This window comes from Caulobacter sp. (assembly GCF_039596335.1).
Taxonomy (GTDB): Bacteria; Pseudomonadota; Alphaproteobacteria; order Caulobacterales; family Caulobacteraceae; genus Caulobacter.
In genome coordinates, this window is the sequence record NZ_JBCNJZ010000015.1 from 45,583 (window position 1) to 66,958 (window position 21,376).

At 66.2% G+C, this 21,376-nt stretch carries 19 protein-coding genes, 4 tRNA genes and 1 pseudogene; 18 read left to right on the forward strand and 6 right to left on the reverse strand.

Annotated elements, in window-relative coordinates:
- Together rpsI and argC are read left to right on the forward strand one after the other, a co-directional pair.
- The gene (gene rpsI, locus ABDW31_RS23945) at positions 1 to 474 is read left to right on the forward strand and encodes a 30S ribosomal protein S9 (protein ID WP_184720064.1); all 474 of its coding nucleotides are present in this window, start codon (positions 1 to 3) and stop codon (positions 472 to 474) included.
- Positions 475 to 581: 107 nt separating this feature from the next.
- Positions 582 to 1,535 carry an N-acetyl-gamma-glutamyl-phosphate reductase gene (gene argC, locus ABDW31_RS23950; RefSeq protein WP_184720062.1) on the forward strand — a complete coding sequence of 318 codons (954 nt, stop codon included), beginning with the start codon at positions 582 to 584 and terminating at the stop codon, positions 1,533 to 1,535.
- A 7-nt stretch (positions 1,536 to 1,542) separates the two neighbouring features.
- On the opposite strand, the pseudogene ABDW31_RS23955 reads toward argC, so the two are convergent.
- Both ABDW31_RS23955 and soxR read right to left on the reverse strand, forming a co-directional pair.
- Positions 1,543 to 2,172 (reverse strand): annotated as a pseudogene (locus ABDW31_RS23955) (DUF1287 domain-containing protein).
- A 58-nt stretch (positions 2,173 to 2,230) separates the two neighbouring features.
- Positions 2,231 to 2,704, reverse strand: a complete 474-nt coding sequence (soxR, locus tag ABDW31_RS23960; protein WP_184720058.1) for a redox-sensitive transcriptional activator SoxR — start codon at positions 2,702 to 2,704, stop codon at positions 2,231 to 2,233.
- A 52-nt stretch (positions 2,705 to 2,756) separates the two neighbouring features.
- On the opposite strand from soxR, the gene ABDW31_RS23965 reads away from it, so the two are divergent.
- Positions 2,757 to 3,107 (forward strand): hypothetical protein, encoded by a 351-nt coding sequence (locus ABDW31_RS23965; protein WP_184720056.1) that lies wholly within the window; start codon positions 2,757 to 2,759, stop codon positions 3,105 to 3,107.
- Positions 3,108 to 3,114: 7 nt separating this feature from the next.
- On the opposite strand, the gene ABDW31_RS23970 is transcribed toward ABDW31_RS23965, so the two are convergent.
- On the reverse strand, positions 3,115 to 5,118 hold the full coding sequence (locus ABDW31_RS23970; RefSeq protein ID WP_184720054.1) for a class I poly(R)-hydroxyalkanoic acid synthase: 2,004 nt from the start codon (positions 5,116 to 5,118) through the stop codon (positions 3,115 to 3,117).
- An 89-nt stretch (positions 5,119 to 5,207) separates the two neighbouring features.
- Here ABDW31_RS23970 and ABDW31_RS23975 point away from each other — a divergent pair, with 89 nt between their 5' ends.
- The 13 genes from ABDW31_RS23975 (at position 5,208) to ABDW31_RS24035 (ending at position 14,466) form a co-directional block, all read left to right on the forward strand.
- A complete protein-coding gene (locus ABDW31_RS23975; RefSeq protein WP_184720052.1) occupies positions 5,208 to 5,645 on the forward strand; it encodes a hypothetical protein in 438 nt (145 codons plus the stop codon).
- 112 nt (positions 5,646 to 5,757) lie between these two features.
- Complete coding sequence (locus tag ABDW31_RS23980; RefSeq protein ID WP_184720050.1) at positions 5,758 to 6,978, forward strand: LL-diaminopimelate aminotransferase; 1,221 nt, start codon at positions 5,758 to 5,760, stop codon at positions 6,976 to 6,978.
- A 30-nt stretch (positions 6,979 to 7,008) separates the two neighbouring features.
- Positions 7,009 to 8,298, forward strand: coding sequence for a homoserine dehydrogenase (locus tag ABDW31_RS23985; RefSeq protein ID WP_184720048.1), 1,290 nt, complete (start codon positions 7,009 to 7,011; stop codon positions 8,296 to 8,298).
- A 70-nt stretch (positions 8,299 to 8,368) separates the two neighbouring features.
- Positions 8,369 to 9,322 (forward strand): class II fructose-bisphosphatase, encoded by a 954-nt coding sequence (gene glpX / locus ABDW31_RS23990; protein ID WP_172264746.1) that lies wholly within the window; start codon positions 8,369 to 8,371, stop codon positions 9,320 to 9,322.
- Positions 9,323 to 9,386: 64 nt separating this feature from the next.
- Complete coding sequence (locus ABDW31_RS23995; protein WP_184720046.1) at positions 9,387 to 10,364, forward strand: class 1 fructose-bisphosphatase; 978 nt, start codon at positions 9,387 to 9,389, stop codon at positions 10,362 to 10,364.
- 78 nt (positions 10,365 to 10,442) lie between these two features.
- Entirely contained in the window at positions 10,443 to 12,260 is a 1,818-nt protein-coding gene (recJ, locus tag ABDW31_RS24000) for a single-stranded-DNA-specific exonuclease RecJ (protein ID WP_184720044.1), read from the forward strand.
- 137 nt (positions 12,261 to 12,397) lie between these two features.
- Positions 12,398 to 12,472 (forward strand) — tRNA-Glu (locus ABDW31_RS24005).
- Positions 12,473 to 12,518: 46 nt separating this feature from the next.
- Positions 12,519 to 12,593: transfer RNA gene (locus tag ABDW31_RS24010), tRNA-Glu, on the forward strand.
- 172 nt (positions 12,594 to 12,765) lie between these two features.
- Positions 12,766 to 13,368, forward strand: a complete 603-nt coding sequence (gene cspD / locus ABDW31_RS24015; RefSeq protein ID WP_184720042.1) for a stationary phase survival cold shock domain protein CspD — start codon at positions 12,766 to 12,768, stop codon at positions 13,366 to 13,368.
- Positions 13,295 to 13,897 carry a DUF192 domain-containing protein gene (locus ABDW31_RS24020; RefSeq protein ID WP_184720040.1) on the forward strand — a complete coding sequence of 201 codons (603 nt, stop codon included), beginning with the start codon at positions 13,295 to 13,297 and terminating at the stop codon, positions 13,895 to 13,897. The genes cspD and ABDW31_RS24020 overlap by 74 nt, the downstream gene beginning before the upstream one ends.
- Positions 13,898 to 13,952: 55 nt before the next feature.
- Positions 13,953 to 14,029: transfer RNA gene (locus ABDW31_RS24025), tRNA-Pro, on the forward strand.
- Positions 14,030 to 14,055: 26 nt separating this feature from the next.
- Positions 14,056 to 14,361 (forward strand): ETC complex I subunit, encoded by a 306-nt coding sequence (locus tag ABDW31_RS24030; protein ID WP_184720037.1) that lies wholly within the window; start codon positions 14,056 to 14,058, stop codon positions 14,359 to 14,361.
- A gap of 28 nt (positions 14,362 to 14,389) precedes the next feature.
- Positions 14,390 to 14,466, forward strand: a tRNA-Arg gene (locus tag ABDW31_RS24035).
- On the opposite strand, the gene ABDW31_RS24040 is transcribed toward ABDW31_RS24035, so the two are convergent.
- Together ABDW31_RS24040 and ABDW31_RS24045 are read right to left on the reverse strand one after the other, a co-directional pair.
- On the reverse strand, positions 14,425 to 16,095 hold the full coding sequence (locus ABDW31_RS24040; protein ID WP_343699763.1) for a recombinase family protein: 1,671 nt from the start codon (positions 16,093 to 16,095) through the stop codon (positions 14,425 to 14,427). The two genes, ABDW31_RS24035 and ABDW31_RS24040, sit on opposite strands and share 42 nt — an antisense overlap.
- 469 nt (positions 16,096 to 16,564) lie before the next feature.
- Positions 16,565 to 17,506 carry an MBL fold metallo-hydrolase gene (locus tag ABDW31_RS24045; protein WP_343699734.1) on the reverse strand — a complete coding sequence of 314 codons (942 nt, stop codon included), beginning with the start codon at positions 17,504 to 17,506 and terminating at the stop codon, positions 16,565 to 16,567.
- Between the two features lie 88 nt (positions 17,507 to 17,594).
- Here ABDW31_RS24045 and ABDW31_RS24050 point away from each other — a divergent pair, with 88 nt between their 5' ends.
- Complete coding sequence (locus ABDW31_RS24050; protein WP_343699764.1) at positions 17,595 to 18,521, forward strand: LysR substrate-binding domain-containing protein; 927 nt, start codon at positions 17,595 to 17,597, stop codon at positions 18,519 to 18,521.
- A gap of 639 nt (positions 18,522 to 19,160) precedes the next feature.
- Positions 19,161 to 21,080 carry a methyl-accepting chemotaxis protein gene (locus ABDW31_RS24055; protein WP_343699735.1) on the forward strand — a complete coding sequence of 640 codons (1,920 nt, stop codon included), beginning with the start codon at positions 19,161 to 19,163 and terminating at the stop codon, positions 21,078 to 21,080.
- Here ABDW31_RS24055 and ABDW31_RS24060 read toward each other — a convergent pair.
- On the reverse strand, positions 21,077 to 21,256 hold the full coding sequence (locus ABDW31_RS24060) for a hypothetical protein (protein WP_343699736.1): 180 nt from the start codon (positions 21,254 to 21,256) through the stop codon (positions 21,077 to 21,079). The two genes, ABDW31_RS24055 and ABDW31_RS24060, sit on opposite strands and share 4 nt — an antisense overlap.
- Positions 21,257 to 21,376 lie beyond the last annotated feature (120 nt).

Sequence of the window (21,376 nt, forward strand, 5' to 3'; positions counted from 1 at the left end):
ATGACCGACGCACAAGGCTTTGACGCGCTGGCCAGCCTGTCCAGCAACCCGGTCGCCGCTGCTCCGGCCGAGCCCAAGATCGACGCCCAAGGCCGCGCCTACGCGACCGGCAAGCGCAAGAACGCGATCGCTCGCGTCTGGATCAAGCCGGGCAAGGGTTTGATCACCATCAACGGCCGCGACCAGGAAGTTTACTTCGCTCGTCCGGTGCTGCGCATGATGATCGCCCAGCCGCTGGAAGTGACCGAGCGCCTGGGTCAATTCGACGTCTTCGTGACCGTGCAAGGCTCGGGCCTGTCGGGCCAAGCCGGCGCGATCCGCCACGGCCTGTCGAAGGCTCTGACCTACTTCGAACCCGGCCTGCGCCCGGTCCTGAAGCCGCACGGTTTCCTGACCCGCGACAGCCGCGTGGTCGAGCGTAAGAAGTACGGTAAGGCCAAGGCCCGCCGCAGCTTCCAGTTCTCGAAGCGCTAAACGCGGTTCGTACGCGTTTGGAAGAGGGCGCTTCGGGTTTCCGAAGCGCCCTTTTTCTTGGTCATTTGACTCCTCAAGTTCTTCTCTAGTCTGGATTGGAGCGCGCCATGGCGAACGCCCCCAAGGTCTTCATCGACGGCGAAGCCGGCACCACCGGCCTGCAGATTCGCGAGCGCCTGATTGGCCGCACCGACCTGCAGCTGGTCTCGATCGATCCCGACAAGCGCAAGGACGCCGACGCTCGCGCCGAGATGCTGAACGGCGCCGACGCGGTGATCCTGTGCCTGCCCGACGACGCGGCCAAGGAAGCCGTGTCGCTGGTGACCAATCCCGACACCGTCATCATCGACGCCTCGACCGCCTATCGCACCGCCGCCGGCTGGACCTATGGTTTCGCCGAGCTGGACGGCGAGCAGCGCGGCAAGATCGCCGCGTCCAAGCGGATCTCGAACCCCGGCTGCTATCCGACCGGCGCCATCGCCGTGACGCGGCCGCTGGTCAGCGCCGGCATCATCCCGCCGGAGCTGCCGCTCTCCTACAACGCCGTCTCGGGCTACAGCGGCGGCGGCAAGGCCATGATCGCCGAGTTCGAGGACGAGAGCCTCCCGAACTTCAGCCGCGATTCCTATCGGATCTATGGTTTGTCGCTGACCCACAAGCACGTACCGGAAATCCAGACGCACGGCGGCCTGCTGACCCGTCCGATCTTCACCCCGGCCGTGGGTCGCTACTACCAGGGCATGATCGTCGAGCTGCCGCTGCACTTCGCCTGCCTGGAAGGCGCGCCGTCTCTGGGCGCCATCCACGAGGCCCTGGTCGCACACTACAAGGGCGAGCACTTCGTCGAGGTCGCGTCGCTGGACGAGGCCAAGAGCCTGACGGGCCTGGACCCGGAAGGCCTGAACGGCACCAACCGTCTGAAGCTGTTCGTGTTCGGCTCGGACACCAGCGGTCAGGCGCGCCTGGTGGCTCTGCTCGACAATCTGGGCAAGGGCGCTTCGGGCGCGGCGGTTCAGAACCTGAACATCGCCCTGGCCCTGAAGGAAGACGCGGGCCTCTAGCGCGCGTCTATACCCGCCAGCGGTAGTGGCCGGCGGGCTTGTGTAGCTTGAAGCGCCATAGCGGCTCCTCACGGACGCCATCGCCGATGTTGTGGGCGACACGCGTGTTCTGAGGGCCGGCCACGACCACGCCTAGGTGTGGACGCCCGCCGCCGCTCAGCCGCCAGGTCAGGATGTCGCCCGGCTGCGGCGCGGTGAACGCGTCGCCGCCCAGCGGTCCTGAGTCGGGCAGGGGCAGCTTGGCGTTCTGCCGGGCCAGGAAGGTCTCCAGGTTCAGCACCCGCCGGTGGTCGATATTTGCGTCGGGCTTGGTCAGGCCCCACTCCCGGCGCGAGGGATAGGCGGCGAACGCCTTGACCATGTCATCGTGCACCCGCTGCTGTAGGTCGATGTCCCAGGCGTCGCGGGCGGCGCGGACCAGCACGTCGGAACAGACGCCGCTGGTGCGCAGCACGTCGCCGCCCGGATAGCCGATCGCCCGATAGCCCGGGTCGTACTCCACCGTCACGCCGATCTGCTAGCGCGCCGCTGCGGCCAGTTTGGCCCCGGCGTTGGTGATCGCCGCATGGCCGCGCTCGGCCGCCAAAGGCAGCGCGGCGAACATCGTCAGGGCTGTGCGGCGACTCAAGCTGAGCATGGGCGGAAGCTTCGCTACGATCCCGGCGAGATTTGGGCGAACGTTGATCGTCTATAGCTCAGTCGTCGACCAGGACGCGAGGTCCGGCCCCGGACTCCCCCATGATGTCCCCAGGATTTCGCAAAGGGCAGGCCTCGACCGACAGGCAGCCGCAGCCGATGCAGCCATCCATCTGGTCGCGCAGGCCGGTCAGGGCGCGGATGCGGGCGTCCAGTTCGCTACGCCAGGCCTCGGACAGAGCTCGCCAGTCCTCGGTGCTGGGCGGGCGGTCCTGGGGCAGGTGTTCCAGCGCCTGACGGATATCGGCCAGGGCGATGCCGGTGCGCTGAGCGATCTTGATGATAGCCACCCGGCGCAGCACCGCCCGCGGATAGCGCCGTTGGTTGCCCTCGGTCCTCAGGCTGCGGATCAGGCCCTTAGCTTCATAGAAGTGCAGGGTGGAAACGGCCACGCCGCTGCGGCGCGACACGTCCCCGACGCTGAGCGTGGCGGGCAGGGGGCCTGTCGCGGATCGATGCTTGACCTCAACCATACTTGAGGTTTTACGAGAAGGGCTCCCGACCGGCAACGCCAAAGGAGCAAGCATGTCGCCCGCCGCCGCCATCCGCCTGGAGGTCTTCGAAGTGCTGGGGCCGGCCGCGCCCGCCGTCTCGATCAGCGTGATCCATCCCAAGCCTGGGCGGCTCGAGGCTGTGCTGGCCGCGCAGGAGGCTCAACATCGCCGCCTGGCCGGCCGAGTCGCGGGCCTGCGCGGAGTCCGCTGCCTGCGGGCCGGTCAGGTGGTGGTGGTGATCTCCAGCTTCGATGATCCGCTGGACGTGCTGGAGTTCGCGCGCGACCCACGCCGGCTGGCCCACCTGGAGCGCATCCGGCCGCTGGTCGAGCGCGTCGAGACCGACGTGTTCGAGGAGGTCTACGCCGCCGGCGAACTCTAGGCCCTAATCAGGCTTGGGATTTCACCAGCACGAAGCTGCCCGGCGCGTTCTCCAGCGGCTTCAGCTTGCCCTTGGCCGGATCGCGGGCCGGGACCTGCTTGCCGGACTTGGCGCGCAGCCATTCGGCCCAATGCGGCCACCACGAGCCCGGGTTCTCCTGGGCGCCGGCGATCCAGTCGCTGACATCGGCGGGCAGGGCCTCGTTCGTCCAGTGCTGGTACTTCTTGGCGTCCGGATGGTTGATCACCCCAGCGATGTGGCCCGAGCCGGCCATGGTGAAGGTCACGGGCCCGCCGAACGCCTTGGCGCCGCGATAGACGCTACGGAACGGGGCGATGTGGTCGTCCTTGGACGACTGGACATAGATCGGGGTCTTCACCTTGGACAGGTCCAGGTGCTCGCCGCCCAGGCTGAGCTGGCCCGTGGTCAGGGCGTTGTCCTTGTAGAAATTGCGCAGATAGAACAGGTGCAGCGACTTGGGCATGCGCGTCTGGTCGGCGTTCCAGAACAGCAGGTCGAAGGGGCGCGGCTCCTTGCCCATCAGGTAGTTGCTGACGAAGAACGACCAGATCAGGTCGTTGCCGCGCAGGGCGTTGAAGGTGTCGGCCATCGACTGGCTGGGCAGGAAGCCGCCGGCGGCGTCCATCTGCTGTTCGATCGACTGCAGCCATTCCTCGTTGGTGAACAGCAAGAGGTCGCCGGCCTCGGCGAAGTCCTGCTGGGCGGCGAAGAAGGTGGTCGAGTTGATCCGCTGGTCGCCGCGCGCGGCCATGTGGGCCAGGGCCACCGACAGCAGGGTGCCGCCGATGCAGTAGCCGACCGTGTTGACCTTATCGACGCCGCACTGGGTCATGACCTGCTGGGTCGCGTCATAGACGCCTTCCAGCATGTAGTCCTCGAAGGTCTTGGCCGCGAGCTGCCGGTCAGGATTGACCCACGAGGCGACGAACACCGTGAAGCCCTGGCCCGTCAGCCAGCGGATCATAGAGTTCTCCGGGCGAAGGTCCAGGATGTAGAACTTGTTGATCCACGGCGGGAAGATCAGCAGCGGGATCTCGCAGACCGTCTCTGTGGTCGGATCGAACTGCAGCAGCTGCAGGATGTCGTTCTGGTAGACGACCTTTCCAGGCGCGGTGGCGACGTTCTCGCCGACCTTGAACTTGGCCAGGTCCGTCTGGCTGATGGCCAGTTGGCCGCCGCCGCGCTCCAGGTCGGCGGCGAAGTTCTCCATGCCGCGCACCAGGCTCTGGCCCTGCGTCTGCACCACTTCGCGCAGGGCGGCGGGGTTGGAGATCAGGAAGTTCGACGGCGAGAACGCGTCGGTCAGCATCTTGGTGAAGAACTCGACCCGGCGCTTGGCGGCCGGATCCACGCCCTGGACCTCGGCGACCAGGCCGTTCAGCCAGTTCGAGGACAGCAGGTAGGACTGCTTCATCAGGTCGAACATCGGGTTCGACGCCCAGTCGGGATCGTTGAAGCGCTTGTCGCCGGCGGCGGGGCTGACGACGGGCGCAACCTCTTCGCCGGACGCGCGGCGGGCGGCCGACTGCCACAGCTCCATGTACTGGCCGAAGAGATCCGCCTGGGCGCGCATCAGCCGGTCGGGCTGCGCCGCGAGGCGGGTCATTACCTCGTTGAGGGCCGGAGCGACGTGGAACGGGTCGGGCGTCAGGGCGGCGGGGCGGTCAGCTTGGCGCAGGGCGGCCTCGGCGATCGCGCCCTGGGCCGTGACGGCGGCGCGGGCCAGGTTGGCCGACAGGGTCTCGACCACCTTCAGCTGGTCGGCCGACAGCATGTCGGCGAAGCCGGAGAAGGGCGGAGCCTTCTGTTCAGCGCCAGCGGCCGATTCGGGGCGCGGCGGCGGCCGGGGCACCTCAGGTTTGGGCTTGTCAGCCTTGGGGGCGGTCTTGGGCGCGGAGGCCTTTTTGGCGGCTGCAGGCTTGGGTTCGGGCGTTTCGGCTCCAGGGGCGGCTTCTTTCCGAGGCTTTGAACCCGATTTCGCCGTCGCCATGTGTTTCCTCCGCTGGTCCGAAGTCCGTCTGCGAAAAGCCGCGTCGAACGCCTTTCGCTCGCCGCGATCATCGCATAAGACCAGAACCGATGAACGGCGAAACCCGCAAAATCGTACGCCTTGGTCTGATCGTCGGCTTCGTCGCCGGTGCGACCGCGTGCGCCAGCCCGTTCAAGACCGCCCAGGTCGATCCCAGCTCGCCGGTCGCCGCCTCGGTGACCGCCGCCGCCAGCGAGAAGGGCGAGCGCCGCAAGTTCTCGGACATCCCGGAAATTCCGAAGGATGTGCCGACCAACGACCAGATCCGTGCGGCTGTCTCGCAGCAGGAAACCGCCGGCGCGGCCGTGACCAAGGCCGTCGCGCCGAACACCTGGGAGCTGAAGGACAGCGAAGGCTACGCCGCCAAGGCGCAGCGTGACGTGAAGGCTTCGGCCATCGCCGCGCCGACCGACGCCGACCGTGCAGCCACCGAAGCCTTCGCCCGCGCAGCCCGCGGCCGAGCTAGCGCGCCTCCGTCCAAGCCTTAATCGGGCGACGGAGGCATAATCTTCCTTGAACTGGCTTGGCGCGGCCCCGCTTGGGGTCTATCCATGCCCGACTTTCCGCTCCCAGAGCGCCGAAGCGGCGCACAGAGCCCTCATGAGCACCGATTTCCACCGTATCCGCCGCCTGCCGCCGTACGTCTTCGAAGAGGTCAACAAGATCAAGGCGCGCCTCCGCGCCGAGGGGACTGACATCATCGACTTCGGGATGGGCAATCCCGACATGCCGACGCCGCAACACATCGTCGACAAGCTGATCGAGACAGCGCGTGATCCCAAGGCCGGCCGCTATTCGGCGTCCAAGGGCGTTCCTGGCCTGCGCAAGGCCATGGCCAACTACTATGGCCGCCGTTTCGGCGTGAAGCTGAACCCCGACACCGAAGTCATCGCGACGCTGGGCTCGAAGGAAGGCTTCGCCAACCTGGCCCAGGCCCTGACCGGTCCGGGCGATGTCATCATCTGTCCGAACCCGGCCTATCCGATCCACGCCTTCGGATTCATCATGGCCGGCGGCATCATCCGTCACGTGCCGGCGCTGTCGCCGGAAGAGTACCTGTCCAACATCAGCCGCGCGGTGAAGCACTCGGTGCCGCCGCCGTCCGTGCTGATCCTGTCCTATCCGTCGAACCCGACCGCCCAGTGGGTGGACCTGGACTTCTACAAGGACGCGGTTGCTCTCGCGAAGAAGCACGATCTGCTGGTCATCAGCGACGTGGCCTATGGCGAGATCTATTTCGACAACAACCCGCCGCCGTCGATCCTGCAGGTCGACGGCGCCAAGGACATCGCCGTCGAGGTCAACTCGCTGTCGAAGACCTACGCCATGGCCGGCTGGCGCGTGGGCATGGTGGTCGGCAACGCCCGCATCTGCGCGGCCCTGGCCCGCGTGAAGTCCTATCTGGACTACGGCGCCTACACCCCGGTGCAGGTGGCCGCGGCCGCGGCGCTGAACGGCCCGCAGGACTGCGTCGACGAGATCCGCGGCATCTACAAGAGCCGCCGCGACACCCTGATTAAGTCGATGAAGGGCGCGGGCTGGGACATCCCCAATCCGCCGGCCTCGATGTTCGCCTGGGCCAAGATCCCCGAACAGTATCGCGAGGCCGGTTCGATGCTGTTCTCGCGCCTGCTGATCGAGGAGGCCGGCGTCGCCGTGGCTCCAGGCATCGGCTTTGGTGAGTACGGCGAAGGCTATGTGCGGATCGGTCTGGTCGAGAACGAGCACCGCATCCGCCAGGCGGCGCGCAATGTGAAGAAATTCATCGCCAACGCCGACTCCATCCTGGCCAAGGCCCACAACAAGATGGAACAGGCCTAGGGCCTCCAGTTCGCTTCCAAGGATTCCGAGATGACCAACAAGACCTGGCGCGTCGGCGTCGCGGGCCTGGGCACCGTGGGCGGCGGCCTCCTGCAGTTCCTGGCCGAGCGCCCGGGCTTCGCGCCGGCCGGCGACAAGGCGGTCGTGACCGCCGTGTCGGCCCGCAACAAGTCGCGTCCACGCACGATCGACATCTCGGGTCTGGCCTGGTTCGACGATCCGGTGGCGCTCGCCGCGTCGCCGGACGTCGACCTGTTCGTCGAACTGATCGGCGGCTCCGACGGTCCGGCCAAGGTCGCCGTCGAAACTGCCCTGAAAGCCGGCAAGCCGGTGGTCACGGCCAACAAGGCCCTGATCGCCGTGCATGGCGCCGAACTGGCCGCCCTGGCTGAAGCGACGGGGACACCGCTGCTGTTCGAAGCCGCGGTGATGGGTGGCGTTCCGGCCGTGAAGATCATGCGCGAGGCCCTGGTCGGCGATGACATCGTCTCGGTCGCCGGCATCCTCAATGGCACCTGCAACTTCATCCTGTCGGAGATGGAGCGCACCGGCCGCTCGTTCGCCGACGTGCTGCGTGAAGCGCAAGGCCTGGGCTATGCCGAGGCTGATCCGACCATGGACGTCGGCGGTTTCGACGCCGGCCACAAGATCAGCATCCTGGCCGCCCTGGCCTTCGGCTGCGCCCCGAACTTCGAGGCCGCCGAGATCGAGGGCATCAGCGACGTCGACCTGCTGGACATCAAGCTGGCCAAGGACCTGGGCTATCGCATCAAGCTGATCGCCGGCGCGTCCAAGGCTGACGGCGGCGTGGCCGTGAAGGTGCACCCGTCGCTGGTGCCGCTGGATCATCCGCTGGCCCAGGCCGGCGGCGCGCTGAACGCGCTCTTCATCGAAGGCGCCCGCATCGGCCGCATCTTCGTGCAAGGTCCGGGCGCCGGCGCAGGTCCGACCGCCGCCGCCGTGGCCGCCGACATCGCCGACGTGATGACCAAGGCCCAGCGTCCGGTGTTCCAGGCCCCGGCCGGCGAGCTGGCCCCATTTATCGCCGTCGATCCGTCCCGCGCCGTGGGCAAGGCCTATCTGCGCGTGATGGTGCAGGACCAGCCGGGCGTCATCGCCGCGATTTCCGAGACCCTGGCCGAGTGCGGCGTTTCGATCGACAGCTTCCTACAGAAGCCCGTCGAAGGAGCGGGTGGCGTGCCGATCGTGCTCGTTACCCATGCGACCCCGGAATCGAAGCTGCTGGATGCGATTAGCCGCATCGAAAGGCTCGAGACCGTGCTAGAGCGTCCTCGCCTTTTGCGCGTCGCGCGCATCTGACGACTCGCGCAAAGCGGGCGTCCAAGGTGAGTGTGGGAACAGGTCTCCGTTCGGAGGCCGGGAGAGACGGATGAGTTCGAACACCCTGGACCGCTCACTGGTCCTGGACGCCGTTCGCGTTACCGAAGCCGCCGCCATCGCGTCGTGGACCCAACTGGGCCGCGGCGACGAGATGGCCGCCGACCAGGCGGCCGTCGACGCGATGCGCAACGCCTTGAACGAATTGAACATCGACGGCGAGATCGTCATCGGCGAGGGCGAGCGCGACGAAGCGCCCATGCTCTACATCGGCGAGAAGGTCGGCACGGGGAAGGGCCCCAAGGTCGACATCGCCCTGGATCCGCTGGAAGGCACCACGCTTGCGGCCAAGTCCCAGCCCAACGCCCTGACCGTGATGGCCTGGGCGCCCAAGGGCACGCTGCTGAACGCGCCCGACACCTACATGGACAAGATCGCCTGCGGCCCGGGTCTGCCCGCCGGGGTGATCGACCTGGACAAGTCGCCGGCCGAGAATGTCCAGGCCCTGGCCGCCGCCAAGGGCGTGGCGCCCACCGAGATCACCGTCTGCGTGCTGGACCGTCCGCGCCACGCCGAGATCATCGCCAGCGTCCGCTCGGTCGGCGCGCGCGTTCATCTGATCACGGACGGTGACGTCGCCGGCGTCATCAACACGACCGACCCCTCGACCGGAGTCGACATGTACGTCGGCTCGGGCGGCGCACCGGAAGGCGTGCTGGCCTGCGCGGCCCTCAAGTGCGTCGGCGGCCAGTTCCAGGGCCGTCTGCTGTTCCGCAATGCCGACGAGCGCGCCCGCGCCGCCCGCTGGGGCATCACCGAGCTCGACAAGAAGTACGACCTCCACGAGATCGTCCGTGACGAGGCGATCTTCGCCGCGACCGGCGTCACGCGTGGCGGCCTGGTCGATGGGGTGATCTTCCGCGACGGCTGCGTGCACACCCACACCCTGGTGATGAACTCGTCGACGGGCACCGTCCGCGAGGTTCGTATGAAGCGGAAAGTCTGAGACTTTCCTGTCACGGTCGCCCTGTAGAGGCAGCCGTTCTGCTTTCCGGTTTCCGAGGATCTGAATGACCGCCTTTGTCGACCTGGCCGCCTGGCTCGCGAAGGAGCCGGCCGACGCCGCGCTCAAGGACGTCGTCGCGACGATCGCCAAGACCTGCGCCGACATCAGCCGCGTGGTGGCCTCCGGCGCCCTGTCGGGCAGCCTGGGCGCAGCCGGCAGCACCAATGTCCAGGACGAGGAGCAGAAGAAGCTCGACGTCATCACCAACGACATGCTGAGCGACGCCCTGAAGGCCTGCGCCCCGGTCGCGGGCCTGGCCTCTGAAGAGCTGGAAGAGATCGAGCCCACCGGCCGCGTCGGCGGCTATCTGGCGACCTTCGATCCGCTGGACGGCTCGTCCAACATCGACATCAACGCCCCGGTCGGCACCATCTTCTCGGTGCTGCCGGCGCCGGCCGGCGCCGCCCCGGTCGAAGCCGACTTCCTGCAGCCTGGCCGCCAGCAGGTCGCCGCCGGTTATGCCGTCTACGGCCCGCAGACCATGCTGGTCCTGACCCTGGCGGACGGCGTCAACGGCTTCACCCTGAACGCCGACGGCCAGTGGTTGCTGACCCACCCGGCCGTGACCATCAAGCTCGATACCGCCGAGTTCGCGATCAACATGTCCAACCAGCGTCACTGGGCCGCGCCGATGCGCCGCTATGTCGACGGCTGCCTGCAGGGCAAGGACGGTCCGCGGGGCAAGAACTTCAACATGCGCTGGGTCGCGGCCATGGTCGCCGACGTGCACCGCATCCTGATGCGCGGCGGCGTGTTCCTGTACCCGTGGGACGCCCGCGAGCCCGACAAGCCCGGCAAGCTGCGCCTCATGTACGAGGCCAACCCGATGAGTCTGCTGGTCGAGCGGGCCGGCGGCAAGTCGACCGATGGCGTCACCCGCATCCTCGACATCCAGCCGACCAAGCTGCACCAGCGCGTGCCGGTCGTCCTGGGCTCGGCCAACGAGGTCGAGATCGTTCGCACCGAGATGACGGCGGGCTGAGGTCCGCCAGACTCACGTCCGGTACTGTCATGGCGGCGTCGCATGGAGCGAATCCGGATTAACGGATAGACTCCAAGGATGCCTGCCGACGGTGCCCCCCAACTTCCCAGCGCCTTTCTAGGCGTAGAGCGCTCGCTGAGCGGCCGCGCCTGGCGTGAACGTCCCGCCGACATGGCCGTGGTGCGCGACATCCAGCAGCGTCACGGCCTGACCGAACCGCTTGCGCGGGCCCTGGTCTCGCGCGGCGTCACCCTGGACAGCGCCGAGCACTATCTGCGCCCGACCCTGAAGGCGCTGTTCCCCGATCCGTCGACCTTCACCGACATGGACCGGGCCGCCGAGATCCTGATCGACGCCCTGGAGCAGGGGCGGCCGACCATGGTCTTCGCCGACTATGACGTCGACGGGGCCACCAGCGCGGCCCAGTTGGTCCGCTGGTTCCGGCAGATGGGCGTCGAGCTGCCGATCTACATTCCCGACCGCCTGACCGAGGGCTATGGCCCCAGCCCCGCTGCCTTCCGCAAGATCCGCGAGGGCGGGGCCGAGCTGGTCGTGACCCTGGACTGCGGCGCGGCCGCCTATGACGCCATCGCCAGCGCCGCCGAGATCGGCCTGGAGGTCGTGGTCATCGACCACCACCTGATGCGCGAGGATCCGCCGGTCGCCGCCGCTGTGGTCAATCCCAACCGTCCGGGTTGCCAGAGCGGGCAGGGCGTCCTGGCCGCGGCCGGCGTGACCTTCGTGCTGCTGGCCGCTCTGAACCGCGAGGCTCGCAAGCGCGGCCTGTTCACCGAGGAGCGTCCGCAGCCCGATCCGCGCCAATGGCTGGACCTGGTGGCCTTGGGCGAGGTCTGCGACGTCACCCAGCTGGTTGGTTTCAATCGCGCCCTGACCACGCTTGGCCTGCGCACTATGGGCGCGTGGGCCAATCCGGGGCTGAAGGCCCTGTTCGAGGTCGGCAAGGGCTCGGGCGAGCCGTCGGTCTTCCATGCCGGCTTCATCCTGGGGCCACGCATCAACGCTGGTGGCCGCATTGGTCGCTCCGACCTCGGCGCCAAGCTTCTGTCCACCGACGATCCGCTGGAGGCCGCGGCCCTGGCCGAGGAGCTGGACAGCCTCAACACCGAACGCAAGGCCGTCGAGGCTGCCGTGGTCGAGGAGGCCGCGGCCGTTCTGGAGCGCGGCAGCAACTTCGATCCCAACGCCCCGGTCATCGTAGTGGCGGGCGAGGACTGGCACCCGGGCGTGATCGGCATTGTCGCCGGTCGCCTACGCGAGCGCTATCGCAAGCCGGTGGTGGTGATCGGCGTCGACCGCGCCGCCAATGTCGGCAAGGGCTCAGGTCGATCGCAGCCTGGAGTCAATCTGGGCCAGGCGATCCAGGCCGCCTTCGAGGCTGGCCTGCTGATGGCCGGCGGCGGCCATGCCATGGCGGCGGGCCTGTCGATTCGCCCGGAGATGATTCCCGAGTTCCGCGCCTTCCTTGAGGAGCGCCTGGCCGGCGAGATGGAGGCGGTGGGCATCGAGTCGGTCGAGATCGACGCCCTGGTTCAGCCCCGCGCGGCGAATCGCGCGCTGCTGGACGACTTCCAGCGCCTGGCCCCATTCGGCCCCGGCAACCCTGAACCACTGTTCGCCCTGACCCAGGTGCGCCCCGACAGGGTCTCTGCCCTGAAGGGCGGCCATGTTCGTATGGACCTCGTCGGCCCCACCGGCGAACGTATCAAGGCGATCAGTTGGCGCAGCGCCGAAACGCCGCTGGGCCAGCGTTTGCTGGCTGGCGGCGGCGCTCTGGACGTCGTCGGCAAGCTGAAGCCGGACGATTACAGGGGCCGTAACGGCGTCCAGCTGGAGATCGAGGACGCCCATGATCCCCGAGCGCGGTACGCGCTCTAACCTTGAAGAGATCGAGCCAAACGGTGTTTGGCTCGGGGGCGCGATACTCGGATTAGGACAGACTGAAAAAATCCGATTTCGGCGGCTTGCGCACCCCAGAGGTCGCGGCTATACACCCGCTTCCTCGCGGGGCCGCTGGTCCCTTCGTCTATCGGTTAGGACGCCAGATTTTCAATCTGGAGAGAGGGGTTCGACTCCCCTAGGGACTGCCACCCGCGAGGCTATACTACTGACGACGTTCCGCTTCGGCGGCGATGTGGTCCCTTCGTCTATCGGTTAGGACGCCAGATTTTCAATCTGGAGAGAGGGGTTCGACTCCCCTAGGGACTGCCACCTTCGGCTGTATTTCTCAATTGTTTCTGATGTGTTTCTGCGACGAAATGTCGCGGAACGCACCCGCTCGCGGTTTTGACGCGATTTCGTCATTGACGGCTCTCGTTGCGCGAGAACACTGTTCTCGTAGTGCTTGCTCCGATGGGCTGATTGGGCAAGCCAGAGGGGTGGGATGTCTGGTTTCGATTTTGAGGACGCCGCGGCGCACGAAGAGTTTGTGCGCATCAGCGGCAAGGTGAAGTGGTTCGACGCCGGCAAGGGTTACGGGTTCATCGTTCCCGATGATCCCGACCAGACCGGGCTGAAGGACGTGCTTCTGCATGTGACGTCGCTTCGCAACTGCGGGCGCGAGACCGCCATGGAAGGCGCTGTCATCGTCTGTGACGTCGTTCGCCGGTCCAAGGGCTGGCAGGTTAGCGAAGTGGTCAATCTCGATGAAAGCTCCGCGCCGGCGCCGATCGAACGGCAAAGGCGCAGCTTCGCCGAGGGCGTGGCGCGCCGCGAGAGCCTGCGGGACGGTCACGGGCATGGCCACGGACGCGACGCGCTGACGCCGGAGGGGCCGGCCGAGCACGCCAAGGTCAAGTGGTTCAACCGCACCAAGGGCTATGGCTTCGTGATCCGCGACGCCGAGCCGGGCGACATTTTCGTGCATATCGAGACGCTCCGGCGGGGCGGGCTCGAGGATCTGCAGCCGGGCGATGACGTCTTGGTGCGGTTCGCGCGAGGGCCCAAGGGCCTGGTGGTCGCCGAGATTACGCCCGGCGACGTCTGACTTTCGCCGCCTCGATCCGGAAGCTAGTCTTGGCAGGGATTGGCTTTCGACGAGGTGGCGCGTGGCGGAACGGATGATCGAACGGCGGGCTCTGCTGGCCGCGCTGGGGCTTGGCCTCTGCGTGGGCGGCGAAGCCTTGGCCGCGCCCAAGCTGGAAACCGTCGAGGTGATCTCCAGCCGCGGCCGTACGCGTTTCCAGGTCGAGATCGCCGCCACCCCGGCAGAGCAGGCGAGGGGGCTGATGTTCCGCAAGTCCCTGGCTCCCGACCGGGGCATGCTCTTCACCTACAAGCGGCCGCAGCCGGCCGCCTACTGGATGAAGAACACCCTGATACCGCTGGACATCATCTATATCCGGCCGGACGGGACGATCCTGTCCATCGTCCGCAATGCTCGCCCACACGACGAGACGCCGCTGCCGTCGGGCGGCCTGGTGCTGGGGGTTCTGGAGCTTGCCGGCGGCCGCGCCGCCCAGCTTGGAATCCTACCTGGCGACCGTGTACTCCACAGGATCTTCCCCAAGGTCTGAGGCTTCCGTTGATCCGCGCGCCAAACGCCTGTAGAGCACCCGCCTGCCGATGTTTCGGAGCGTAGCGCAGCCTGGTAGCGCATCTGTTTTGGGAGCAGAGGGTCGCAGGTTCAAATCCTGCCGCTCCGACCATCGGTCAGATACTTTGGGAGAAGGTCATGCTGGCCCGTATCTATCGCCCCGCCAAGAACGCCATGCAGTCCGGCAAGGCCAAGACCAAGGACTGGGTGCTGGAGTTCGAACCGGCGTCGGCGCGCAGACCTGATCCGCTGATGGGCTGGACCCAGTCCAGCGACATGAACGGCCAAATCCGCCTGACCTTCGAGACGCGCGACGAGGCCATCGCCTACGCCCAGCGCCACGAGATCGCGTTCCAGCTGTTTGAGCCCAAGACCCCCAAGCGCATCATCAAGGCCTATGCCGACAACTTCGCGGCCGGCCGCAAGCAGCCCTGGACCCACTAAGGGCATCCCGGGCTAAGCCGGCCAAAGCGCGCCCTTAGCTCAGTTGGATAGAGCATTCGCCTTCTAAGCGAACGGTCGCAGGTTCGAATCCTGCAGGGCGCGCCATTCCCGGACAAAACCTGGAACGACAAGAGCCGCCGATTCTACGCCGTTGCTGACGGCGAGGGTCCTGAGCAGCTCCACTCTCGATCCACAGATTTTGGCCTCGTGTGGCGAGAGGAGTTCGACCCTCTGCGCCACCGTCCGGATCAAGTCCCGACGATAGGCTCCCTTCTCGTCCCGGAAAAGCTCCCGTGTCGCCTCAGAGAACCTGCGCAGTAGCTCGGGCGTAAGGGCGGGCATGATGTGTTCGACGGCCTTGGCGGCGCGGTCGGCGTCGCCGTGGGCTTTGTCGCGCACCGCCCGTAGCTCGGTGATGCGCTGTTTCAGTGACGGATCGCTGGGGTCGATGATGCCCTGTTCGATGGATGTGTAGAGGCGCTGGAGGCGTTGATCGGCTTCGGTCGCCCGCTTTCGGAGGTCGGCGACGTGGCGATGGCGACGCTCAATCCACTCGGACCTGCGGTCGATGATGTTGGTCATCAGCTCGGCCAGGCGAGCCGGGTTAAGCAGTCGGGTTTCCAGATGATCGATCACCGAGGCGTCCAGGAGGTCCATGCGGACGCTCATGCCCTCGCAGCCGCGGACGCCTTGGCGCGCCTTGGTGCTGCAGGTGTAGTAGCGATAGGTGCTGCTCTTGCCGCTGCGCAGCGTCATGGCTCCGCCACAGGTCCCACAAAAGCAGATGCCGCCCAGCAGGATCGGGCTGTTTACGAAGCGTGGCGCCATGGCCTTCGGATTGCGTTGCGACATCGCGCGCTGCACGGCGTCGAAAGTCTCGCGATCCACCAGCGGCGGGACCGCCATGATGACGTGCTCTGACTCGTCCTTCGGTTCCTGGCTGGCGTAATGGCGGCTGTTGAACCGGTGCTCACCGACGTAGGTCGAGCGCGTCAGGGTGTAATGCACCGTGCCGTTGCTCCATCGTCCACCGCCGCGGGTGGTGATCAACTTCGCGTTCAGGTAGGTCGCGATCGCCTTGACGCCCATGGGGCCGCTATCGTCGACGCCATGGAGAGCCAGGCGATAGATCAGACGCACCGTTTCGGCGCCGATCGGGTCGATCTCCAGCTTCTTTTTAATCCGCTCGCCGCGTTGTTCGGCCGCTACGACCCTGTAGCCGAGGGGAGGGTGCGAGCCGTTCCAGAAACCCTGGCGGGCGTTCTCCTTCATGGCGCGCAGGGTGTGCTTGGCGTTCTCGCGAGACTGGTACTCGTCGAAGAGGTTCATCATCTGGCGGACCATCACGCCCATGGGGTCGTCACCGACCTCTTGGGTGATCGAGACGATCCGCACGCCGTTCTTAGCGAGCTTGCGGGCGTAGAACTCGAATTGGAACTGGTCGCGGAAAAAGCGCGAAAACGAGTGAACGAGGATGACGTTGAACGGCGGCGGCTTGGCCATGGCCGCGTCGATCATTTGCTGAAACGCCGGCCGCCGGTCGTCCGTGGCGGTGTTGCCTGGCTCGACGAACTCCTCGGCCACCGGCCAACCCTTGCCTTCGCTATAGGCTCGCAGTTGCCGGCCCTGGTCGGGGATGGAGAGATCGCTTTCGGCCTGGCGACCGGTGGAGACGCGCAAATAGAGCGCGGCGTGGGGGATTGCGGGCGGAGGCGGGGTTCGACGTTTGGCCATCTGTGTCCTTCCTAAGGGTCAGGGCAGAGGGCCGAGAAGTTCGGCTAGCACCTTCGCCAGATAGGTCTCGGTGAGCTGGACTTCCCGGATCCCAATTGGGACCTGGGCCGGCCAGTCGTCCGTAACTGCAAGGGAGACACGTGAGGCAGGGGCGCGTGGTAGCGGCGCGGGCAAAATATTTAAGTAGTCGTGGAGGTCGGGTGGGACGACGGAGGGGCGGGGCTTTCTGCTCATCCCCTCATGCTCAGTCTCCTCGCGGCGAAAGCAAACGTGATCCAGCGTCGAGCGTACCCTGGCGTAGAAAGACAGGCGTTTGGCGGGAACGCGTCGAGCCTTCCTATTCAGGCCCTGGTGACGGGAACATCCACCGCTACCGACAAGCCGCGCCCCGGCGGATGAACTTCGTGTCGGCTAGCCGCCTAAACTGGCGTCTGCAAAGGGTGGGGCGCGAACTCGGAAATCCGTTCATCTAACGGAGCTGACGCCATCGGAAGTGATCGCCTTGGCGATCGACATGACCAAGGCCTGGGAAGGTTATGTGGGCGCCGCCGACGAGGTATCCGCCGTGCGCGGCGTCGGCCAGAATGTTGCGGCGGGTTTGCGCCGCGCCCAGGGCGTCAACGTCGTAGGCGATCGTGATGTCGGGATGCTTGAATTGCACTTGGCTCGCATGAATGGTGTCGCCCCACAACAGCAGGCGCTGGCCCCGGCTTTCAATCATATAGCCGACATGGCCGGGCGTATGGCCTCGTAGCGCCACGGCGCGAACCCCAGGAAACAGAGCGGCTGGCGCATGGAAGGTCTCGACCTTGCCGGCCGCGACATAGGGGCCGACCGTCCGGCGTGATTGCTGGAATGTGGCCTTGCGGGCTTCTGGCGCGGCGGCCTCGTTCACCGGGTCGAGCCACAGCGCCGGATCGGCGGCGTCGACATAGACCGTAGCGTTCGGAAAGACCCGTTGGCCGGCGACCGTCAGGCCCCCGGAATGATCGGCATGGATATGGGTGAGCAGAACCGCATCGATCATCTCGGGCGCGTAACCCGCCGCCCGCAGATGGGCGACAAGCTGGCCGCCGGACGTGGGACCAAACAGCTCGCCCGCCCCGGTGTCGATCAGCAGGCGGCGCGTTCCGGTGTCGACGAGGAAGCAATTGATCGAGACCTCGACGGGAAGCGCGACCTTGGCATGGGCGAAAGCAGTTCGCGCGGTCTCGGGGTCGCTCATGATCGCCGGCAGATCGCGCGGCGCGGCGCCGTCCGACAGGACTGTGATCCGGAAATCTCCCAGCTGAAGCCTGTAGAACCCCGTGGCGCGAGGATCGGGCGCGGTGGGGGAGGCGGGGGCGGCATGGGCGGCCGAGGCCGCGCCGGCGGTTAGGGCAAGCGCCAGGCCAAGTGATCGCAGAGCCATCATGGTCTTCTCCTTCAGGTTCGGAGAAAACCTAGACGGACCGCGCACGCTCGATTAGTGGGCCAAATTGGGATAGATTGTGCTGAATATGGCCCAATCAAAAACGCCGCCGCACATCGATGACGCCCTGGTCTTCTTGGCGGTGGCCGAGCGCGGCAGCTTCACGGCCGCCGCCGCCCTGCTGCGCCAGCCTAAGACCACGCTGAGCCGGCGGGTCCGAACGCTGGAGGCCAGCCTTGGCGTCCGGCTGATCGATCGCACGACACGGTCGCTGATCCTGACCGAGGCCGGCGAACTTTATCGCGCCAAGCTGGCGTCCCTGCCGGGTATGCTGGAGGAGGCCGAGCGAGCCGTCGCGGAACTCGCAGGCGAGCCATCCGGCTGGCTGCGGATAACCCTGCCCCATTCGCTCGCGGCAAATCTCGTGGTTCCCGTCATAGCCGCCTTCGGCGCGCGCTATCCGCGCGTTCGTTTCGACCTGCGACTGGGCCACGAGGTGCTCGACCCGTTCAGCGATCCCATCGACATCGCCCTTCGGCTTGGTCCCTTGCCCGACAGCAGCCTGGTGGCGCGTCGGCTGGGTCATCTGCCGAACCGGATCTATGCAGCGCCGAGCTATCTTGCGCGCCATGGCCCACCGGGGTCTCCCGTCGAGCTCATGGGGCACGCCTGCCTGGCCAACCGCACTTCGCAACGTCCGAACGGTCACGCCTGGGCCCTCGATGACGGAAGCGGGTTGCGCGACGTCGTCATCGAACCGGTCATGGTTGCCGATGATCCAGACGCCCTGAAAGGCGCCCTAGCGGCGGGACGAGGCCTGATGCTGGCGACCGACCTGGTCGTGCGGGATCTTGTCGCCAGCGGCCAGGTGAAACCGGTCTTGCCCGGCTGGGTGGGACGAAGTCCGCCCCTGCACGCGGTGTTTCCAGCCGGGCGCGCGCAACTGACCAAGACTAGGCTGTTTCTCGACTTCCTGGTTGAGCAGGTCGAGCAGCAAGGCCTGCTGTCGCGGTGAAGGACCCAACATCGCCTCCCCATGCCCTTATGGTCTACGATCAGGAGCCGCAACATCCGCTCAGGGTCGTGAGCCGAATTTGGTTCGGCCGTCCATTCCGGACAATCAAATCGCCGCCGCGAGCAAGTGTCTGTCTCGGTCAACATCCGCCCGAGCGTTGATCGCTAGGGGCAGGGGTTGGAGAGGAAAGGAGCCGGCGGGCTTGTCCCGCTGGCCTCCGTCTTTGTGGGCCAGGGCCAGCAAGGCCTCAAGGTCTCCTCTCGTCCTCGCGTCGCCAAGCGTTTCAGGGCAGACCTTGACCGCGTCGCGCTTGGCCGTGAATGCCGCCATGGTCCTCGGAAATACACCCATCGAGCGATTGGTGCGGTGGGGGCTTATCGTTCAGCAATACAGCTTATAACTAAAGGTTGTCATGTGAGCATAAGTTGTCGCGCAACCCATGCGTAGCGCAATGCGAATGTCTCATTTAGAATAACCACAATATAGCTATTGGAATCTATGTTGAAGGTTATTTTACATTAATAACTCATTAGGAATCCTTGGCGCTTTTCCATCCAAATGTTATCGCTACCACGCCAGTTACGTTGACCAATTGGTCAACATGGTGCGTGGCGCATCGTATTGTTGATGGACCGCGTCATGAATTTTCTCGAAAACACCAAGATCGGCTCGAAGATCATCGTCATGATCGCGTCCATGGCGATCGTGGCGGCGGGGATCGCTTTGTACGCCTCGTCGCGGCTCAAGCATCTCGACGCGCAGTATTCCCAGCTGATCGGTCAGGAGAGCGGAGCGGGCTTCGACATGGCCCTGGCCAATCGCGGCGTGATCAGCATGGGGTACGGGGTGTACATGGTCACCACCCAGCCTTCTGGGAGTCCGACATCCAACAGCGGCTTAAAGCTGCAACGCTCGGCCAAACTGGAGGTCGATAAGCTGCTGACGGACGCCAACGGGCTATTGCCGGAAAAAGCGGACAAGATCGAGCGGCTTCAGGCCAAGTTCGCCAAGGTCAGAACGCTGACCGACCTGGCCATGGCCCAGGCCCTGCGAGGCGAGAACGACCAAGCCAAAATCTCCGCGGCAAAGGCGGACCAAGCCATTGCGGAGTTTACCGACGAAGGTAAGGCCCTGCGTGCTGAGTTAGTCTCGGACATTAAGGCCAAGACGCAGAAGTTTTCCGCCATGAACCGCATGGACATGTTGTTCATGATCGGTGGCGCCCTGGTGGCGACCGTGGTGATGGTCGGGGTTGGCCTGTGGGTCTCGACGCGCGGCGTGACGGGGCCGCTCGACGCATTGGCGCAGCGGATGGCGCGACTGGCGGGCGGCGACCTTAACGTTGAAGTCGAGGGGCAGGCGCGGGGCGACGAGGTGGGCCGGATGGCCAAGGCCGTACAGGTGTTCAAGGACACTGGCCTGAAGGCCCAGGCCCTGGCGCGTCAGGCCGAGGCCGCCCAGGCCGAAGCCGACGCCCAGCGTGGACGGTCCGAGGCCGAGCGCCAGGAAGTCGAGGCGCAGCAGGCGATGGTCGTTTCGGCCTTGGCCGCCAGCCTTGGCAAGCTGGCCCAGGGGGACCTGACCACCCGCATCGACGCGTCGTTCGATGGCCAGTACGCCCAGATCAAGACCGACTTCAATTCGGCGATCGAGAGCCTGCGTGACGCCATGACCGCGATCTCGGCGTCGGCTGGCGGCATTCGCGGCGGCTCGGACGAGATCGCCTCGGCCTCGGACGACCTGTCGCGGCGCACCGAACAACAGGCCGCCAGCCTGGAGGAGACGGCCGCCGCGCTGGACGAGATCACTGCCACGGTCAAGCGCAGCGCCGATGGGGCGCGCCAGGTGTCGAGCGCGGCTTCCGGGGCCAAGGCCGCCGCCGAGCGGTCCGGCGTGGTGATGCGCGAGGCTGTCGCGGCGATGACCGAGATTGAACAGAGTTCGGGCCGAGTCACCCAGATCATCGGCGTGATCGACGAGATCGCCTTCCAAACCAACCTGCTGGCCCTGAACGCTGGGGTCGAGGCGGCCCGAGCCGGTGACGCGGGCAAGGGCTTTGCGGTCGTCGCCCAGGAAGTGCGAGCCTTAGCCCAGCGTTCGGCGGACGCGGCCAAGGAGATCAAGGTCCTGATCGCCAGTTCATCCTCGCAGGTTCAGCGCGGGGTCGAGCTGGTGAGCCAGACCGAACTGGCGCTGGATGACATCGTCGCCAAGGTCGCCGACATCGACGACCTGATCTCGGAGATCGCCGCCTCGGCCGCTGAGCAGGCCACCGGGCTCAACCAGGTCAATGTCGCCGTCAACCAGATGGATCAGGTGACCCAGCAGAACGCGGCCATGGTCGAAGAAGCTACTGCCGCTGCCAGCACCCTTAGGGTCGAAGCGGCTGAACTGGCCCAGCGGGTGGCGCTTTTCCGGATGGGCGAGCCCTCGGCGGCGCGGTCGCGCGCCGCCGCGACAGGCGGCGTTGTACCGCTTCGCAATCCCGTCGCCCGAACGCCCGCCAAGCTGGCCGCCTTTTCCGCGTGCTCGGGCGCGGCGACCGCTGCAGCCCCTTAGTTGTCGTTCTCGGGCAGTTGCTTGTGGACCACCACCACGCTGGCGCCGGCCGACTTCAGCAGCTCCCATTCTTCCGGGGATAGGAGCTTGGTGGTGTCGATGTGCATGATGATCGCGTCGGTCTTGCCGTCCGCGAAGTCGGTCACCATCCGGCGAAACTCGTTCTCAACGCTCAATCGAAGTCCTCCTCATCGTCGGCGGAGCCATGCTTAATGGTTGTCGCCCTCGGTTCCGCCAGAACGCAAGGCGATTAGCTAACCTGCTCTGGATGGACCTGGAAGGGTTTCTGCCTGCCG

Bases quoted from the DNA above. Each gene is read 5' to 3' on its own strand.
- ABDW31_RS24050 (WP_343699764.1), top strand. From the start codon at position 17,595: ATGGCCCAATCAAAAACGCCGCCGCACATCGATGACGCCCTGGTCTTC.
- argC (WP_184720062.1), top strand. From the start codon at position 582: ATGGCGAACGCCCCCAAGGTCTTCATCGACGGCGAAGCCGGCACCACC.
- cspD (WP_184720042.1), top strand. From the start codon at position 12,766: ATGTCTGGTTTCGATTTTGAGGACGCCGCGGCGCACGAAGAGTTTGTG.
- rpsI (WP_184720064.1), top strand. From the start codon at position 1: ATGACCGACGCACAAGGCTTTGACGCGCTGGCCAGCCTGTCCAGCAAC.
- soxR (WP_184720058.1), bottom strand. From the start codon at position 2,704: ATGGTTGAGGTCAAGCATCGATCCGCGACAGGCCCCCTGCCCGCCACG.
- ABDW31_RS24055 (WP_343699735.1), top strand. From the start codon at position 19,161: ATGAATTTTCTCGAAAACACCAAGATCGGCTCGAAGATCATCGTCATG.
- ABDW31_RS23975 (WP_184720052.1), top strand. From the start codon at position 5,208: ATGAACGGCGAAACCCGCAAAATCGTACGCCTTGGTCTGATCGTCGGC.
- ABDW31_RS23980 (WP_184720050.1), top strand. From the start codon at position 5,758: ATGAGCACCGATTTCCACCGTATCCGCCGCCTGCCGCCGTACGTCTTC.
- ABDW31_RS23995 (WP_184720046.1), top strand. From the start codon at position 9,387: ATGACCGCCTTTGTCGACCTGGCCGCCTGGCTCGCGAAGGAGCCGGCC.
- ABDW31_RS23965 (WP_184720056.1), top strand. From the start codon at position 2,757: ATGTCGCCCGCCGCCGCCATCCGCCTGGAGGTCTTCGAAGTGCTGGGG.
- recJ (WP_184720044.1), top strand. From the start codon at position 10,443: ATGCCTGCCGACGGTGCCCCCCAACTTCCCAGCGCCTTTCTAGGCGTA.
- ABDW31_RS23970 (WP_184720054.1), bottom strand. From the start codon at position 5,118: ATGGCGACGGCGAAATCGGGTTCAAAGCCTCGGAAAGAAGCCGCCCCT.
- ABDW31_RS24020 (WP_184720040.1), top strand. From the start codon at position 13,295: ATGACGTCTTGGTGCGGTTCGCGCGAGGGCCCAAGGGCCTGGTGGTCG.
- ABDW31_RS24030 (WP_184720037.1), top strand. From the start codon at position 14,056: ATGCTGGCCCGTATCTATCGCCCCGCCAAGAACGCCATGCAGTCCGGC.
- ABDW31_RS24040 (WP_343699763.1), bottom strand. From the start codon at position 16,095: ATGGCCAAACGTCGAACCCCGCCTCCGCCCGCAATCCCCCACGCCGCG.
- glpX (WP_172264746.1), top strand. From the start codon at position 8,369: ATGAGTTCGAACACCCTGGACCGCTCACTGGTCCTGGACGCCGTTCGC.
- ABDW31_RS24045 (WP_343699734.1), bottom strand. From the start codon at position 17,506: ATGGCTCTGCGATCACTTGGCCTGGCGCTTGCCCTAACCGCCGGCGCG.
- ABDW31_RS23985 (WP_184720048.1), top strand. From the start codon at position 7,009: ATGACCAACAAGACCTGGCGCGTCGGCGTCGCGGGCCTGGGCACCGTG.